This is a genomic window from Caballeronia grimmiae (genome assembly GCF_022879615.1).
Classification (GTDB): Bacteria; Pseudomonadota; Gammaproteobacteria; order Burkholderiales; family Burkholderiaceae; genus Caballeronia; species Caballeronia grimmiae.
In genome coordinates, this window is record NZ_CP084271.1 from 1,404,821 (window position 1) to 1,422,001 (window position 17,181).

General features: G+C 63.3%; 13 protein-coding genes. 5 read left to right on the forward strand and 8 right to left on the reverse strand.

Features of this window, described 5'->3' with window-relative positions; genetic code table 11:
• Positions 1-37 precede the first annotated feature (37 nt).
• Complete coding sequence (locus tag LDZ21_RS06695) at positions 38-1,915, forward strand: hypothetical protein (RefSeq protein WP_244794717.1); 1,878 nt, start codon at positions 38-40, stop codon at positions 1,913-1,915.
• 260 nt (positions 1,916-2,175) lie between these two features.
• Complete coding sequence (locus LDZ21_RS06700; RefSeq protein WP_035966227.1) at positions 2,176-2,526, forward strand: DUF2917 domain-containing protein; 351 nt, start codon at positions 2,176-2,178, stop codon at positions 2,524-2,526.
• A gap of 10 nt (positions 2,527-2,536) precedes the next feature.
• On the opposite strand, the gene LDZ21_RS06705 is transcribed toward LDZ21_RS06700, so the two are convergent.
• Both LDZ21_RS06705 and LDZ21_RS06710 read right to left on the reverse strand, forming a co-directional pair.
• Complete coding sequence (locus LDZ21_RS06705) at positions 2,537-4,123, reverse strand: tannase/feruloyl esterase family alpha/beta hydrolase (protein WP_244794783.1); 1,587 nt, start codon at positions 4,121-4,123, stop codon at positions 2,537-2,539.
• A gap of 207 nt (positions 4,124-4,330) precedes the next feature.
• Positions 4,331-5,191: a LysR family transcriptional regulator gene (locus LDZ21_RS06710; protein ID WP_244794718.1), complete on the reverse strand. Its 861-nt coding sequence runs from the start codon at positions 5,189-5,191 to the stop codon at positions 4,331-4,333.
• A 129-nt stretch (positions 5,192-5,320) separates the two neighbouring features.
• Between LDZ21_RS06710 and LDZ21_RS06715 the strand changes: the two genes are divergently transcribed.
• Together LDZ21_RS06715 and LDZ21_RS06720 are read left to right on the forward strand one after the other, a co-directional pair.
• Entirely contained in the window at positions 5,321-6,706 is a 1,386-nt protein-coding gene (locus LDZ21_RS06715) for a DHA2 family efflux MFS transporter permease subunit (protein ID WP_244794719.1), read from the forward strand.
• A 92-nt stretch (positions 6,707-6,798) separates the two neighbouring features.
• Complete coding sequence (locus LDZ21_RS06720; protein WP_035966231.1) at positions 6,799-7,794, forward strand: aldo/keto reductase; 996 nt, start codon at positions 6,799-6,801, stop codon at positions 7,792-7,794.
• A 6-nt stretch (positions 7,795-7,800) separates the two neighbouring features.
• On the opposite strand, the gene rarD is transcribed toward LDZ21_RS06720, so the two are convergent.
• Positions 7,801-8,676 (reverse strand): EamA family transporter RarD, encoded by an 876-nt coding sequence (rarD, locus tag LDZ21_RS06725; protein WP_035966232.1) that lies wholly within the window; start codon positions 8,674-8,676, stop codon positions 7,801-7,803.
• Positions 8,677-8,852: 176 nt separating this feature from the next.
• On the opposite strand from rarD, the gene LDZ21_RS06730 reads away from it, so the two are divergent.
• Positions 8,853-9,917 carry an AI-2E family transporter gene (locus LDZ21_RS06730; protein ID WP_035966237.1) on the forward strand — a complete coding sequence of 355 codons (1,065 nt, stop codon included), beginning with the start codon at positions 8,853-8,855 and terminating at the stop codon, positions 9,915-9,917.
• A 48-nt stretch (positions 9,918-9,965) separates the two neighbouring features.
• Here the strand turns inward: LDZ21_RS06730 and LDZ21_RS06735 are convergent, their stop codons facing one another.
• The 5 genes from LDZ21_RS06735 to rbsK all read right to left on the reverse strand — a co-directional run bounded on the left by LDZ21_RS06735 (position 9,966) and on the right by rbsK (position 17,170).
• Positions 9,966-11,618 (reverse strand): SpoVR family protein, encoded by a 1,653-nt coding sequence (locus LDZ21_RS06735; protein WP_035966239.1) that lies wholly within the window; start codon positions 11,616-11,618, stop codon positions 9,966-9,968.
• Positions 11,615-12,880 carry a YeaH/YhbH family protein gene (locus LDZ21_RS06740; RefSeq protein ID WP_244794720.1) on the reverse strand — a complete coding sequence of 422 codons (1,266 nt, stop codon included), beginning with the start codon at positions 12,878-12,880 and terminating at the stop codon, positions 11,615-11,617. The genes LDZ21_RS06735 and LDZ21_RS06740 overlap by 4 nt, the downstream gene beginning before the upstream one ends.
• Before the next feature lie 171 nt (positions 12,881-13,051).
• Entirely contained in the window at positions 13,052-14,974 is a 1,923-nt protein-coding gene (locus LDZ21_RS06745; RefSeq protein ID WP_035966243.1) for a PrkA family serine protein kinase, read from the reverse strand.
• A 318-nt stretch (positions 14,975-15,292) separates the two neighbouring features.
• Positions 15,293-16,054 (reverse strand): 2-keto-4-pentenoate hydratase, encoded by a 762-nt coding sequence (locus tag LDZ21_RS06750; RefSeq protein ID WP_035966244.1) that lies wholly within the window; start codon positions 16,052-16,054, stop codon positions 15,293-15,295.
• 171 nt (positions 16,055-16,225) lie between these two features.
• Entirely contained in the window at positions 16,226-17,170 is a 945-nt protein-coding gene (gene rbsK / locus LDZ21_RS06755) for a ribokinase (RefSeq protein WP_244794721.1), read from the reverse strand.
• Positions 17,171-17,181 lie beyond the last annotated feature (11 nt).

Genomic DNA, 17,181 nt, shown 5'->3' on the forward strand with positions numbered 1-17,181 from the left:
TGCGCCCTCGCGGTTCCGTCCAACTTCCTCGCTGCTTATGAACAACAAGAACGCATTCCTGCTGTCTCCTCTCGTCCTTGCGCTCGCTGCTTGCGGCGGCGGAGCCGACGACGCTTCGATGCCCGCGTCCGTCGCCAACGCGGCAACCAAGCCCGCTCTCACGTGCGCGTCGCCGGCGACGTCATCGGCGTCGGGCGGCTCGGGCCAGATCACCGTCGATACCCCGAGCACCGATGGCTCGCGCATGTATCCCGCCGGTGCGAAATTCCCGGTGGCGATCACGACGCGCGCCGGTTCGGCCGATACGCTCAAGTGGACCATCGCCGATGCGCTCGGCAAGACGGTCGCGAGCGGCAGCTTCGCCGTGCCGGGCGCCGCCACGAAAACCACCCTCACCTGCTCGTCGACGCTCGCGGGCTATTTCGCCGTCTCGGCAACGCTCGCGAATCGCGGCGGACAGGTGCAGACGGCGGGCACGCGGCCAAACGGCATCGCGACTTTCGGCGTGATGCCGAATCTCGCCAGCGTCATCCCTCCGGTGACGTATGCGAAGCAGGAGCAGCATCGCTTCGGCATGCAGGGGTTCAACGGCAACGCGACGATGCTCGGCGCGCTCGGTATCTCATCGACCATCGACGACCGCCAGATGTCCGTGATGGAGCCGAGCGGCCGCAACACCTTCAACCCGGCCGCGAACAATCTCGATCCGTTCTATACGTCCGGCAACGTGATGCGCCTCGTGCGGCTCGACGGCATGCCGGGCTGGGCGAGCGCGCACGGCCAGAGTCCGGACTACGGCTACGTTCCGAACGACCTGTCGTACTTCGCGAACTACACGGCGCGCGTCGGCCAGGAAACGGAAGCGATCCGCGCGCGCTACTACCCGACGATGTCCGCGAACTATTACCAGGTCACGTGGGAGCCGTACATCCTGTGGAAGGACACGGACGCCAACTTCGTCGCGCTGTACAAGGCGGCGTATCAGGGCCTGCATTCGAGAGATCCGCACGCGGTCGTGATGGGCCCGGCCGAGCCGTTCCCGTCGCTGACGACGGAGCGCCTCAAGCGCCTCGCGCCGCTCGGGCTGGCGCAGTATCTCGACGGCATCGCCACGCACGGTTATTACGATGCAGGCACGTCGCCGTCGCATCCGCCGGAGCGGCGTCACACCGACGCCAACCTCGCCGATGCCGCCAATTCGCTGCTCAACGAGATGCGTAATCTGCGCGCGGAGATGGCGAAGGACTACAAGCCGAACATGAAGCTGTTCGTGACCGAGACGGGCATCAGCTATGACATCGGCTCGAGCTACGGTCCCAACTATCCGACGCCGAACGTGCTGTTCGCGCAGGGCGCGGTCGTCGCGCGCACGCACATCATCCTGCTCGGCGAAGGCGCGGATCAGACCTACGTGTTCTTCGGCCCGGACTTCCCCGGCGAACCCGGTTACGGCACGTTCTTCGATCTCGATCATCCGCAAGCCGAATTCGGCACCACGAACATCAGCCCGAAGCCGGCCGCCATGGCCGTCGCCGCGATGACGCGCGTGCTCGACGGCACCGTGACGCTCGGCCCGGTGAACAACCTGCCGTCGGGCGTGTATGCGTATGCGTTCCAGCAGCGCGGTAACGGCAAGGTCATCACCGCGCTCTGGACGCACAACAACGCGGTATGGCCGGCATCGAACGGAACCTTCAGCGCGACGTACAGCGCCGCCTACAAGCTCAACGTCGATGCAGCCGGCACGAGCGGCACCGTGCAACTGATCGACGCGATGGGCAACGTATCGAGCGCGCCGTACACGAACGGCGTCGTCACGCTGACGCTCACCGAATCGCCGCAGTACGTCGTATCGGTGAACGCGGATATCGCGAAGAAGAACGCGACGAGGCCGCAGGGCTATACCGGCGCGTAACTGTCAGGATCGATGCGGACGTCATCTCGATATTGACAGCGCCGCGCATTCGCCTCGATACTGCACGACATGCACGCAACTCTTCTCCTCGCCATCGCCGCGATTAAAAACCCAGTGAACGCCATGTACGGCGGGTCATCGGGAGAGCGTGTGCGCTAGCGAGAAACAAGCAAAAGCTGGCAAGTCGATTCCGAAGGCCCCGCCGAAAGACGGGGCCTTCTGCTTTATGCGTGCATCGCGCCCCGTCTTTGGCTCACATCATGGAGAGCAAGATGGAAGAGCTGTCGAAACTGCTGGACAGGCGCGGGACGCGCGTCGTGGTGTATGTCGATGTGGCCGCGCGTCATACCGTGTCGTGGCGTCTCCCGTGCGATGCGGAATTGCGCATCGGGAGCGCGTCTGTGTGGCTCACACGCCATTCGGATCCCTACGACTACTGGATGCAGCCGGGCGACGTGCTGCGTCTCGTGCGCGGCGAACGCATCTGGCTGTCGTCGGACTGCGATCACGCGATCGAGGTCTCGCTGACGTCGTATCGTGCGAACTTGAAGCGCCCGGCGTGGGCGCGCATCGTGGAGCGCTTCATGCCGCGCGCCGTCGACGCCATATGAAGCCCGCCGCCTAAGGCGCGACGCACCGAAAGCTCGTCGCGAGATTGACGCTGCCCTTGCCGATATAGCGCGGATAGCCGGGATAGCGGCAGATGGGTCGCGTGCGTCCGTTGGTGGCGGGTGCGATGTCGCTGCCGACGAGCGTCTCCGGTGCGACGCCGTTCGTCACCCAGTCGTCGAGCGCGCCGAGTTCGTCCCATGCGGGAATGAACACGCCGTTGCCGTGCTGAAAGCCCGGCACCATGTAGAGCCGCATGAACGAATCGACGGTGTCCTGACCATAACGCTCGACGAGCCCGCGATAGAACGCAAGCGTCTGGTTCGGGCTGATCACTTCGTCGGCCAGGCCGTGCATCGCAACGAGCTTGCCGCCGTGCGCGATGAACGCGGTGAAATCCGGGTTCATCGCACCGACGGTGTATGAAAGCGTCAAGAGCCGCTGCCGCCAGTTTCCGGGGTTGTCGATATCGAACGACAACACGCTGAAGCCCGGATCGCGCGTGACGAAGTGGCGGATATACGCATCGCCCTGAGCGAAGAGATAGCCGTTGGCCGCGAACGTCGGCGGCGCGACGAGCGTCGGCGAGTCGCCGAGGCCGAGCGCGCCCGAAAAATCGACGCCCTGGAACACGTTGTAACCCGGATACTGATCGACGCCGTAGGCAAGCGCGTAAGGCATCGTCAGTCCGTCGCGCAGCAATTGCAGCGTGTCGAGTTGCGCATCGGACAGGCAACTGTCGCGCAGGGACGGACGCTGCCCGTTCGCGCAACGCAGTGACGCGATGATCTGCGGTTCCAGCTTCCGGCACGCCTCCACGTTACCGACGATGCCATCCGCGAGGCCATCCAGCCGGTCGCATTCGTGCACGACGGTTTCGAACACGCGCCGCTGCTGCGCAATCCCGACGAAACCGCCCGGTTTCGCATACGACGCCTGCCCGAGCTTCACGCCGAGCAGCCGCACGCCCGAGAAGTTGATGGCGGGCGCGTTGGCGATCACGCCGTCGTAGTCGTTCGGGAAACGTTCGATCACGGTGAAGCCTTCGCGTCCGCCCGTCGATCCGCCCGCGAAATACGTCTTGTCCGGCGTGCGCCCGTAGCCCATCTGGATCAGCGCAAGCGCCACGTCGCGCGTTTTCTTGAGATGCGCAAAGCCGAAATTGACGATCGCCTCGTCGTTGACCGCGAAGTCCGCGCGCCCCGAATTGCCGACGTGGCCCGAGTCGGAACCGAACGTCGCGTAGCCACGTGCGAGCGGCGTCGAGTCCGGGGCGAAGGGCATCGGCTGAGTGCCGGAAACGAGCACTCCGTTGTAGCCGCCGCCGCCCATCTGCAGCGCGCGGCCGTTCCAGCGGCTCGGCAGATTGACTTCGAAGCGGATGTCGGGCGTGGTGTCCTGCAGCGCCCGGATGACGCCGTTGATGCGGCAATACTCGCCGTTACGGTTGCCCGGCGCGGCGGCCTTGACGACCGATGCCGTGGTGATCAGCGCGCCGCGCGTCGGCAAGCCGATGATCGACGCGGGCACGGTCTTGCCGGCGAGGTCGTCGCAATGCTTCGTGACATACGCGGCGGCGTGCGCGTTCGCGAGCGGCATCGTCGCGGCGATCGCGAGCAACAGTGCGCGGCACGCCCGTGACAACCGGCGCGAGGCATCGGAGGAAAAGAAACGGCGGTTGGGAAGCACGGGTTGGCGAGGATACTTCGATGGCCGCTCAATATATAAGAAGCGATCGGCGATAGCCATTCGGGGCCGCCGTCCGGCGTTGCAGCGGCACAACCGCCGCGAAGCACGGCGTGTGCCTCACTCGCCGTCCCACTCCCCGCGCAAATCGCTGTCCTGCAGGAGTTGCAGAAGCGTTTCGGCGGGCCGGCTCAGATGCTTCGCCCCGAACGCGATGAACTCCACTTCGGGCAATTCCGGCAACTCCGCCCGGTTCGCCGGCGGCGCCAGCCCCCGGCCCGCCAGAAAATGCGAGCGCACCGTGAGCCCGAGCCCGCCGCGAGCCGCGGCGATGCAGCCAGCGTGGCTGCTGCTCGTGCAGACGATCTGCCAGCGCGCACCGGCCATCGCGAGCGCATCGAGGACGACGGCGCGCGTGACGCTCGGCTCCGCGACGAGAATCAGCGGCAGCGGCAGGCTGGTATCGACGACCGTGCCCGGCTTCGCCAGCCATTCCAGACGCCCGCTGAAAAGCCGCGTGCCGCGCGCATCGCCGAGTCTGCGCTTGCCGACCGCGAGGTCGAGTTCGCCGGAATCGACCAGTTGATAAAGCCGCCCCGTCATGCCGATGGTGATCTCGAGGTCAACGTCCGGATGCGTATCGCGGAACGCCGCGAGCACGCTGGGCAGCGGCCCGAGCGCGAGATCGTCCGATGAGCCCAGCCGCACGCGCCCGCGCAGCCGCTGCGAGCTGAACTGCGATTCCGCGTGCATCATCGCTTCGAGGATCACGCGGGCGTGGACGAGCATCGCTTCGCCGTCGGCGGTGAGCGCGAGCGAGTGCGTGTCGCGCACGAACAGCCGCCGGCCGACGCTTTCTTCGAGGCGTCGAATGTGCTCCGACACGCTCGATTGCCGCAGGCCGAGTTGCCGGCCGGCATCGGTAAAGCTGTGCGACGCGGCCACCGTCGCGAAGGTGTTCAGCCAGAGCGGATTCAACATGCGGCATTTTGATCGGCTTTTCCGATCACAGTCAATGTGGTTAGCGGGCTTCCCGATGATATCGCCCGTCATTAAAATTTCACGATGCCCTTGATACCGATATCAGCGGCGCGCTTACGACTTCACCCCATGACCAGACAGTCTTCGCACACGGCGCTACTTTGGATCGTCGCCGTGGGCTTTTTCATGCAGGCGCTCGATACGACCATCGTCAACACGGCGCTGCCTTCGATCGCACGCGATCTGCACGCCGCGCCGCTCGCCATGCAGGCGATCGTCGTCGCCTACACGCTCACGATGGCGCTGCTGACGCCCGCATCGGGCTGGCTCGCGGACCGCTTCGGCACACGGCGCGTCTACTTCGTGTCGATCAGCCTGTTCGTCATCGGATCGCTGACCTGCGCGATGGCGCGCTCACTTGATCAACTGGTGCTCGCCCGCGTGCTGCAAGGCATCGGCGGGTCCATGCTGCTGCCGATCGGCCGCCTTGCGATCCTGCGCGCTGTCAGCGGCGAAGCCTATGTCTCCGCGCTCGCGATGATTTCCGTCGCCGGCCAGGTCGGACCCATTCTCGGCCCGACGCTCGGCGGCTGGTTCGTGGAATCGTTCACATGGCACTGGATCTTTCTGATCAACGTGCCGATCGGCGCGGTCGGGCTTTATGCGGTGCATCGCTTCTTGCCCGTCGACACGCTGCACGATGCGCCGCCTTTCGATTTCATCGGCTGCGGACTGCTGTCGCTGTGCATGGTGTCGTTTTCGCTCGCGCTCGATTGCCCGGTCGAGACGCATCGCGGCGCGGTATCGGCTGCACTGTTCGCCACCGCCGTGGCGTCCGCGTTCGCGTATATCCCGTACGCGCGGCACCGGGCCAATCCGCTCTTTCAACTCAGGCTCTTTCGCGAGCCGAATTTCAGCGTGGGGCTCGTCGGCAACCTGCTGTGCCGCATCGGGTCGAGCGCGGTGCCGTTTCTTTTGCCGCTCATGATGCAGCTCGAACTCGGCTATAGCCCGCTGCAATCCGGCTTGATGATGCTGCCCATCGCGATCGCCGGCACGCTTTCGAAGCGCTGGATCGCGCGGCTCGTCAAGCGCTACGGCTACGATCAGTTTCTGCTGGTGAACACGGCGCTCGTCGGCGTGTCGATCGTCGCGTTCGCGGCGTTCTCGGCGTCGGTGCCGCTCGCCGTCGAGATTGCGGTGCTCGTCCTCTTCGGCGCATGCAACTCGATGCAGTTCGCCGCGATGAACAGCGTCACGCTCAAAGGCTTGTCGCGCGAGGATGCGGGCAGCGGCAACAGCCTCTTCTCGATGGTGCAGATGCTCGCGATCGGCCTCGGCGTGTCGATCGGCGGATCGCTCGTGCAGGTGTTCGAAGGACACTTCGGCTCGGCGTCGATTGGCTTTCGGCTGAGCTTCGTCTGCATGGGCGTGGTCACGCTGCTGTCAGGCGTGGTGTTCCGGCGGCTCGATCCGGCGCCGCCCGCGCAAGCGCAGGCATCGGCGGCGCGTTAGCGCGTGACGTCAGCCTGCGCTTCGGGCAGGCGTAGGGCATCGGCGCTATCCTGCCTCTTCCCGCAAGCCCTTCCCTCTTTCGGAGCGTAACCGTGCAATACCGCAAATTCGGCAGCACCGGTCTCACCGTCTCGCGTCTCACCCTCGGCACGATGACCTTCGGCCTGCAAACGGACGAAGACGTGTCGCGCGACATCATGGACCGCGCGAGCGATGCGGGCGTCAATTTCATCGATACCGCCGATGTCTATCCGCTCGGCGGCACGGAAGACATCGTCGGGCGCACGGAGGAGATCGTCGGGCGCTGGCTGGCAGGCAAGCGCGACCGCTTCATTCTCGCGACGAAGGCCGTCGGCGTCATGGGGCCGCTCGCGTGGAACAAGGGCGCGTCGCGCAAGCATCTGCTCGACGCGATCGACGCATCGCTGAAGCGGCTCAATACCGATTACGTCGATCTGTATCAGCTACACATGGATGACCGCGACACGCCGCTCGACGAGACGCTCGAAGCACTGGATGTGATCGTGCGGCAGGGCAAGGCGCGTTATATCGGCGTGTCGAACTTTCTGGCCTATCGGCTCGCGCGGGCGCTGGGCCGTGCCGACGTGCTGCGCACGGCGCGCTTCGTCTCCGTGCAGCCGCGCTATAACCTGCTGTTCCGGCAGATCGAGCGCGAATTGCTGCCGCTGGCGAACGAGGAAGGGCTTGCGGTGATTCCGTACAACCCGCTCGCGGGCGGATTGCTGACGGGCAAGCATCGTCACGACGCCGCGCCTTCCGATGGCCGCTTTACCGCGACGGTCGGCAAGGCGGGCGAGATGTATCAGGAGCGCTATTGGCACGAGCGCGAGTTCCGCACCATCGAGAAGCTGAAGGAACTCGTCGCGCCGACCGGACGTTCGCTTGCGAGCACGTCGCTGGCGTGGGTGCTCGAAAATCCTGCGGTGACGTCGGCGATCATCGGTGCAAGCCGGCCGGAACAGCTCGACGATACCCTCGCGGCCGTCGATCAGCCGCTCGATGCGGACCTCAAGGCGAAGCTGGACGATCTGACCGTCGAATACCGCTGGGGCGACGCGCAGCGGTAAGCGCCATCACGCTCGCGACTGCCGCGCCCGATAGATGCCTTCGAGCGAATACAGCGCGAGCGCGGCCCAGATTGCGCCATAGCCGATCAACTGGTCGTGGCCGAACGCCTCGCGATACAGCACGACGCCGATCAGCAGTTGCAACGACGGCGTGATGTACTGGATGAGCCCGAGCATCGACAGCGGAATGCGGCGCGCGCCGGCGGCAAACAGCAGCAGCGGCACGGCGGTGACAGGGCCGGCCGCGGCGAGCAGCAGCTTTACACCGGTGGATGCATGGGCGAAACCGCTGCCGCCGTGCGAACTCAACACGAAGAGATACAGCAGCGCAATCGGGCACAGCAGCATGGTTTCGAGCGTGAGCCCTTCCAGCGCGCCGAGCGTCGCCGTCTTGCGCAGCAGGCCGTAGCCGCCGAAGGTGAGCGCGAGCGCGAAGCTGATCCACGGCGGCGCGCCGTTGGCCCACGTGAGCCACGCGACGCCGAGCGCGGCGACAATTACCGCGATCCACTGCCCCGGCCTCAGCCGTTCGTGCAGGAACGCCATGCCGAATAGCACGTTGACGAGCGGATTGATGAAGTAGCCAAGACTCGCCTCGACGATGCGCCCGTCGTTCACCGCCCAGATATAAATGCCCCAGTTGGCCGATAGCAGCACCGCGCTCGCCGCGAAGCGCGCGAGCAGCCGCCGGTCGCGCAACACGGGGCCGAGCCATTGCCACTGACGCCGCACGGTGAGCACGATGAGCAAAAACGCCATGGACCACGCCATGCGGTGCGCGAGCATTTCCACCGCGCCGATCTCGTGCAGCGCCTTGAAATAGATCGGAAAGAGGCCCCAAATGGCAAAGGCCGTGAAAGCATAGACGACGCCTGGATTCATTGTTCGATGCGTGAGGCAGTAAGGCTGCGGAACCGATCGGAAGCCGTCTGCAAGGAATGGAAGCAGAATTCTAGTCGACGCGGCGGCGTTTCCTGTCTTTTGCGCGAGCCCGGGCGAGATTCGTGCTCGAAGTCACGTGCTAGCATGGCCCCGCACAATCACCTGTCGCTTCGCTAATGAACAACAATCAGCCGTCCGTCCATACCCGGTTCTTTCACATCCTGCTGTTCGTCGTCTCGGTTGCGCTCGGCTGGGTGCTGCTGCCGTTCTTCGGCGCCATCTTCTGGGGCGCGATTCTCGCCCTGCTGTTTCAGCCGATGCAGCGCTGGCTCACCGTCCGCTTCGGCAAACGCCGCAACCTCGCCGCGCTGACGACGCTCGCCGCCGCGATTCTCATCGTGATCATTCCGGTGGCGGTTGTCGCGGTGACGCTCGTGCAGGAAGTCGCGCTCGTCTATACGCGCATCAAGAGCGGCGACCTCAACTTCGGCCTGTATTACCAGCATGTGCTTCATGCGTTGCCCATGTCCGCGCAGCAAATGCTCGGGCGATACGGCCTCGACGACATCCCCGGCCTCCAGCGCAAGCTGATGGAAGGCGCGTCGCAGATCAGCCAGTTTGCGGCGGCGCAGGCGCTGCTGATCGGCCAGAACACGTTCCAGTTCGTCGTGAGCTTCGGCGTGATGCTGTACCTCGTATTCTTCCTGCTGCGCGATGGCGGCGAGATCGGCCGGCGCATTCGCCGCGCAATTCCGCTCGATCCCGCGCCGAAGCAGCATCTGATCGCGAAGTTCACCACCGTCGTGCGCGCGACGGTCAAGGGCAACATCGCGGTTGCGGCCGTGCAGGGCTTTCTCGGCGGAATGATCTTCTGGATTCTCGGCATCAACGGCTCGCTCCTGTGGGGCGTGCTGATGGCGTTTCTGTCGCTCTTGCCCGCCGTGGGCGCGGCGCTCGTGTGGGTGCCCGCCGCCCTCTACTTCTTCATGACGGGCGAGATATGGCGCGGCATCGTGCTGGTGGTGTTCTGCGTCGTGGTGATCGGGCTCGTCGATAACGTGTTGCGGCCGATTCTCGTCGGCAAGGACACGAAGATGCCGGACTGGGTCGTGCTCATCTCGACGCTCGGCGGCATGGCGCTTTTCGGCATCAACGGCTTCGTGATCGGGCCGCTGGTTGCCGCGCTCTTCATGGCGAGCTGGGATATCTTCTCGCAGGACGAGGAAGGCAAGAGCGTATGAAAAAACGGCTCCGCGTAGGAGCCGTTTTCATTTTGGGAAACCGCCGCGTCAGCGTGAATGCGGCGAGTTGTAACGGCACTCGAAGCGCTTTCTCACCGTCCCGTTCTCATCGACGCTTTCCAGATACACATCGAACTGCCACAAGCGCGCCATGTGCTTGAGCACTTCGTCGCTGTCGTTCGACAGATGGCGGTTATCGGTCATGAAGTGACGCAGCGTGAGGCTGCGATCGCCGCGCGTGTTCACCGAATACACCTGAATGTTCGGCTCGCGATGATGAATGTCGTACTGCCGCGACAACGCCTGCCGCACGTACCGATAGCCGCTCCCGTCGTGAATCGCCGATACTTCGAGCGCATCGCGCATGTCGTCGTCGAGGATCGAGAAGAGGCGCATCTCGCGTATCAAATGCGGCGACAAGTACTGCGCGATGAAGCTCTCGTCCTTGAAATTGCGCATCGCGTAGTGCAGCGATTCGAGCCAGTCGCTGCCCGCAAGCTCGGGGAACCACTCGCGGTCTTCGTCCGTCGGGCTTTCGCAGATGCGGCGAATGTCGCTCATCATCGAGAAGCCGAGCGCGTACGGATTGATGCCGCTGTAATACGGCTTCGTGACCGGCGGCTGATACACCACGTTGCTGTGCGAATGCAGGAACTCCATCATGAAGCCGTCTTCGAGACGGCCTTCGTTATAGAGCGTGTTCAACAGCGTGTAGTGCCAGAAGGTCGCCCAGCCTTCGTTCATCACCTGCGTCTGGCGCTGCGGATAGAAGTACTGCCCGACCTTGCGCACGATGCGGATTACTTCGCGCTCCCACGGCTCCAGGAGCGGCGCGTTCTTTTCCGCGAAGTACAGCAGATTTTCTTGCGGCTCCGGCGGATAGCGGCTTTCCGTTTCCTCGGCGGACGGCGCCTTCTTGTTCGGCAGCGTGCGCCACAGTTCGTTGACCTGCGATTGCAGGTACGCCTCGCGCTCGCGGCGCATCGCCGCTTCCTTCGCGAGCGACAACTTTTGCGGACGCTTGTAACGGTCGACGCCATAGTTCATCAGCGCGTGACACGAGTCCAGCAGTTCCTCGACGCGATCCAGCCCGTAACGCTCCTCGCACTCCGCGATGTAATTCTTCGCATAAACGAGGTAATCGATGATCGCGTGGGCATCCGTCCACAGCCGGAACAGATAGTTGCCCTTGAAGAACGAGTTATGCCCGTAGGCGGCATGCGCGATGACGAGCGCCTGCATCGTCATCGTGTTCTCTTCCATCAGATACGCGATGCAGGGGTTCGAATTGATGACGATCTCATACGCGAGACCCATCTGCCCGCGCCGATAGCTTTTCTCAGTGGAGAGAAAGTGCTTGCCGAACGACCAGTGCCGATAGTTCACCGGCATGCCGACGGAGGCATACGCGTCCATCATCTGCTCGGCGCTGATGATCTCGAGCTGAATGGGATACACGTCCAGCCCATAACGATTCGCGACGCGCGAAATCTCGGCGTCGTATTCTTCGATCAGCTCGACGCTCCAGTCCGACGGACACGGCAGCGGCCGCTTGTCTGCAACGTTCATCCTGCCTTCCTCGTGCGTCTTTTCGGACGCATTGCGTTGCCCCGCTTCCGGTCCGAGCTTCGAAGGAGCACGATCGTCCGTGCCGTCCAGATGATAACCACGCGCTTCGTTGTTCGAATGCCTGCTCGTCATGCGGCCGCCTGTTGTTTTTCGAAAAGCTCGCGGAAGACCGGATAGATATCCGAGGCCGAGTCGACTTTCTTCATCGCCAGCTCAGGGGCGCCCGCTGCCAGTTGAGCATACTCCAACCAGAGATTCTGCTCCTCTGGCGCTACCTGGATATAGGCAAAATACCGGACCTTCGGGAGGATGTCGTCCGCCAGCAGCTTGCGGCATTTAGGGGAATCGTCCGTCCAGTTGTCGCCGTCGGAAGCCTGTGCGCCGTAAATGTTCCATTCAGTCGGCGAATAGCGCTCGTCCATGATCTTCTTCATCAACTCCAGCGCGCTCGATACCACCGTGCCGCCGCTTTCCGTCGAATGAAAGAAGGTGTCCTCGTCCACTTCCTCCGCACGAGTATGGTGACGGATGAAGACGACTTCGATCTTCTCGTAGTTCCGTTGCAGGAACAGATACAGCAGGATGAAGAAGCGCTTCGAGAGGTCCTTGCGCTGCTCGTCCATCGAACCGGATACGTCCATCAGGCAGAACATCACGGCCTTGCTCGATGGCGTCGGCTGCTTCACGCGGTTGATATAGCGCAGATCGAAGGGATCGATGAACGGAATGCGTGTGATCCGCCCCTGCATGACGACAATTTCCGCTTCGAGACGCGCAATCTCTTCGGCGTCGCCATCTTCGGCCTTGAGCTGTTCGAGCTGGCGTTCCATTTCGCGCAGTTGCGTCGCGAGCGGCCAGCCGAGCGCGATGCGCCGCCCGAGCGCGGAGCGCAGCGATCGCACCACGTCGATATTGTTCGGCGTGCCTTCCGCCGCCCAGCCCGCGCGCACGTTCTTCCACGTGGGCACCGCGAGCAGTTGCGTCTTGACGAGGCGCGGCAGTTCGAGATCGTCGAAGAAGTACTGCATGAACTCTTCGCGCGACAACTCGAAGACGAAGTCGTCCTGCCCTTCGCCCTCGTTGCTGGCACTCTTGCCGCCGCCGCCCGAGCCGCCCGGCGGACGCGGAATCTTGTCGCCGCGTATGTAGTCGGCGTTGCCCGGATGGACATACTCGCGCTTGCCGCCCGGCCCATGCCGGAACGACGGCTCCGCGATGTCCTTCTTCGGAATCGTGATGCTTTGCGTGCTTTGAATGTCCTTGATGCTGCGATCGCGCACCGCGTCGGACACCGCACGGCGAATGTAGTTCTTGACGCGTCGCAGGAAGCGTTCGCGGTTCGCGATGCTCTTGTTCTTGCCGGCTAACCTGCGGTCGATGATTTGGTGCAGCACATCCAGTCTCCCGCGTAATTGGCGAGGTGCGAGGCGCTGCTCGAGTTCTTGGCGTACCGCGCGGCTCGCCAGCGTCTCTCACTCGCAACGTGCCCGCCTTGCCACCCGGTTCGATTGATGAAGCCGGGCGGCGCGAGCCTGAGTCACGACAACCTGTCCTTCTCTACCACCTCAAGACGACTTGCGCACCCGCAGATACCAGTCGCACAGCAGGCGGACCTGCTTCGGGGTGTAACCCTTCGCGACCATGCGATTGACGAAGTCCTCGTGCTTCCTCTGCTCTTCCGCCGATCCCTTCGCATTGAACGAGATGACCGGTAAGAGTTCCTCCGTGTTGGAGAACATCTTTTTCTCGATCACGACGCGCAGCTTCTCGTAGCTGATCCACGCGGGATTCTTGCCCCCGTTGGCCGCACGCGCACGCAACACGAAGTTCACGATCTCGTTGCGGAAGTCCTTCGGATTGCTGATGCCCGCGGGCTTCTCGATCTTCTCCAGTTCCGCATTGAGCGCGGCACGGTCGAAGCTCTCGCCGGTGTCGTGATCGCGGAACTCCTGATCCTGAATCCAGAAGTCCGCATACGTCACATAACGATCGAAGATGTTTTGTCCATACTCGGAATACGACTCCAGATACGCGGTCTGAATCTCCTTGCCGATGAATTCCGCATACCGCGAAGCCAGCACGTCCTTGATGAAGGACAGATACTTCTGCTCCGTTTCCGGCGGGAACTGCTCCCGTTCGATCTGCTGTTCCAGCACGTACATCAGATGCACGGGATTGGCCGCGACTTCGGTCGAATCGAAGTTGAAGACGCGCGAGAGGATCTTGAACGCGAAGCGTGTGGAGACACCCGTCATGCCTTCATCGACACCGGCGAAATCGCGATACTCCTGATACGACTTCGCTTTTGGGTCCGTGTCTTTCAGGTTCTCGCCGTCATAGACCTGCATCTTCGAGAAGAGACTCGAATTCTCCGGTTCGTGCAGGCGCGTGAGGACCGCCATCTGCGCCATCATCTTGAGCGTGCCGGGCGCGCATACCGCATCCGCCAGCGACGAGTTGCGCAAGAGCTTCTCGTAGATCTTGACCTCTTCGCCGTAGCGCAGGCAATACGGCACCTTGACCACGAAGATCCGGTCGAGCAGTGCCTCGTTGTTCTTGTTGTTGCGGAACGCCTTCCATTCCGACTCGTTCGAGTGCGCGAGAATTACGCCGTCGAACGGGATGGCGCCGAAGCCTTCCGTGCCCTTGAAGTTGCCTTCCTGCGTCGCGGTCAGCAACGGATGCAGCACCTTGATCGGCGCCTTGAACATTTCGACGAATTCGAGCAAGCCCTGATTGGCCAGGCACAGGCCGCCGGAGTAGCTGTACGCATCGGCGTCGTCCTGCGAATACGTTTCGAGCTTGCGGATATCCACCTTGCCGACGAGCGAGGAGATGTCCTGGTTGTTCTCGTCGCCCGGCTCCGTCTTGGCGATACCGATTTGCCGCAGGATCGACGGATAGCGGCGCACGACGCGGAACTTGCGGATATCGCCGTTGTATTCATGCAGGCGCTTGACCGCCCACGGCGAAAGAATGCTTTTGAGGTAGCGGCGCGGAATGCCGTATTGCTCTTCGAGCACGGGGCCGTCTTCGTCGTAATCGAAAAGGCCGAGCGGCGATTCGTTGACGGGCGAGCCCTTCAGCGAATAGAACGGCACGCGCTCCATGAGTTGCTTCAGACGTTCGGCGATCGACGACTTGCCGCCGCCCACCGGACCCAGCAGATACAGGATCTGCTTCTTCTCTTCGAGACCCTGCGCAGCGTGCCGGAAATACGACACCACGTTCTCGATCACCTCTTCCATTCCGTAGAACTCGCGGAACGCCGGATACACCTTGATGACCTTGTTTGCAAACACGCGCGACAGCCGCGGATCGAGACGCGTGTCGACCATTTCGGGTTCACCGATGGCCGTCAGCATGCGTTCGCCGGCTGTTGCGTATGTGGCAGGATCTTCCTTGCAGAGCGCGAGATACTCTTCCAGCGAGAACTCTTCCTCGCGCGTTTTTTCGAAGCGGGTCGCGAAACTGCTGTAGATATCCATGCTACCTCCTCGCCGAAGTCAGAAAGCCTTGGTCGTCCCGACGCGCGTTATCGAAACGACATCGCTTGAATTCATCCTAAACCCTTTCGAATTTTTTTTCACGCACTAGCTAATATGATTTGCTTCGAAGCTCCTTCGAACAATCACTAGCTTGGTGAGTTATTTTCGTTCACCTACAATCCTCAGTCCCGATGTCAGCATTGCCGTGTTCGCTGCATCGCGCTTTCGTTGTGTTCCAACAGCCTCGTTCCGCCAAAGTGGTGGCGTGGGGCGAACGCATCGCTCGATGCGCTTCCTGTTGCGCACAGATGACATCGGTCACGTGAGCACGAGTTCGAGTTCGCCGATGCGGTCAATCGCGCCATGCACCATCGACGGCCCCTCCACGCGATACGCGCCCGTATAGGATCCGGTGGTGATGGTCCAGAAGGGCTCGACGGTCAAACCCATGCGGGAACAATGGTTGACGAGCCAGGGCAGCAATTCGCGAGGATCGCCCGCAGGATTGCCTAGCGTAGCCGGAGCAATCCCCACGCCATCGAGAGTGAGTTCGAGCCGCGGCGCGAGAAAATCGAAGCCCGGTGCGACCACGTCGTAAGGCTCCATGCCGCTCGTGATGAGCGCGCCGTTATTCTGCGCATCCGCAAGCTGTGCAAGCGGGTCGAGATTGGGCCATTGCGCGAAACGGCTATCGACCACTTCGAGCGCGACCGCCATGCCGCCGATTGCCGCGAACACTTCGGCGCGCGTATAGGGCTCGGATTTCGGGGGCAAGGCATAGGCGAAGCGAAACGCTATCTCGAGTTCCACCAGCACGCGAAAGAAGCTGCTGCAAGGCAGGCGCGCGGGCGACACATATACGCATTCCGCATCGATGGGTGCGCCCGTGGCAAGCGAATCGGGTGCGCGCGCGCCGATCTTCCAGGCGCCGATGCGCGCTTTCGTATCGCGCAGGACTTCGTGCTGGATGGCGTAGGCGGTGTGCGCGTCGGGGGGAAGATCGCGCTCTTCGAGCGAGTCGATCAGTTGATGCTGACGCCGCGCTGCAACGAGCTTGGCGGCGAGTGTCGATCCGGTCATGTTGCTATCCTCGTGTGAACGATGACACACAGTGCAACAGTGTACGGGCTGCCGGATCGATTTGCGTTTGCCCTTGCTGGCGTCATGTAACCACGCGACGCACGACGCTTGAACGAATCGTGAACGGACGATGTGAGCGCGTCCCCGCCTTCGCCGCGAAGCAGGCGTCGCTTATTTCGACACTTCGTTCCGATGCGGAATCGACGGCTGCGCGCCTTCGCGCGTCACGGCGAGCGCGGCGGCGCGCTGGCCGAACGCGATCGCATCGGCGACGGCGCTGCCGCGTGCAAGCTCCGCCGCAAATCCGCCGATGAACGTATCGCCGGCGGCGGTGGTGTCCACGGCCTCGACCTTCGGTGAGGGCAAATGCCGGCCATCGTCATCGCCATGAAGCAGCGCATACACGCCCTGCCCGCCCAGCGTCACGATGACGTTGCGCGCGCCCTTCGCCTTCAGCGCGTGCGCTGCGCGGCGCGCATCGTCGGGCGTGGAGATCGGAGCGCCGGTCAGCGTGCCGGCTTCGAGTTCATTCGGAATGAGATAGTCGACGAGGGGAAACCAGTCGGCGGGCAAGGCGCTCGCGGCGGGCGCGGGGTTGAGAATCGTCGTGCGTCCGAGCCTTCGCCCCGCGGCGAGCGCCGCGCGCACGGTTTCGGTCGGAGTTTCGAGTTGGCAGACGATGACATCCGCCTGCGCCAGCATCTCCTCCTGCGCGCCGATGCGCTCAGGCGTCACCTCGGCGTTGCTGCCCGCGACGATGACGATCGCGTTCTGGCTCGCGTCATCGACGATGATGAGCGCCACGCCCGTCGGCGCGTGCTCGCTCGTGGCTAGCGCCGTGCAGTCGATGCCTTCCGCTTCGAGGCTGCTCTTGAGCGTCGCGCCGTTCGTGTCGTTGCCGACGCAGCCGATCATCGCAACCTGCGCACCGAGGCGCGCCGCCGCGACTGCCTGATTGCCGCCCTTGCCGCCCGGCACCTGCGCGAACGCGTGCCCCGCGAGCGTTTCGCCCGGCAGCGGCAGGCGCGGCGCGCGCGCGACGAGATCCATGTTGAGGCTGCCGACCACGGTCACGCGGCCGCGCGAGGCAGGGTTCGGCTTGGCTTTGTCGGTCATCGTGTTGAGTG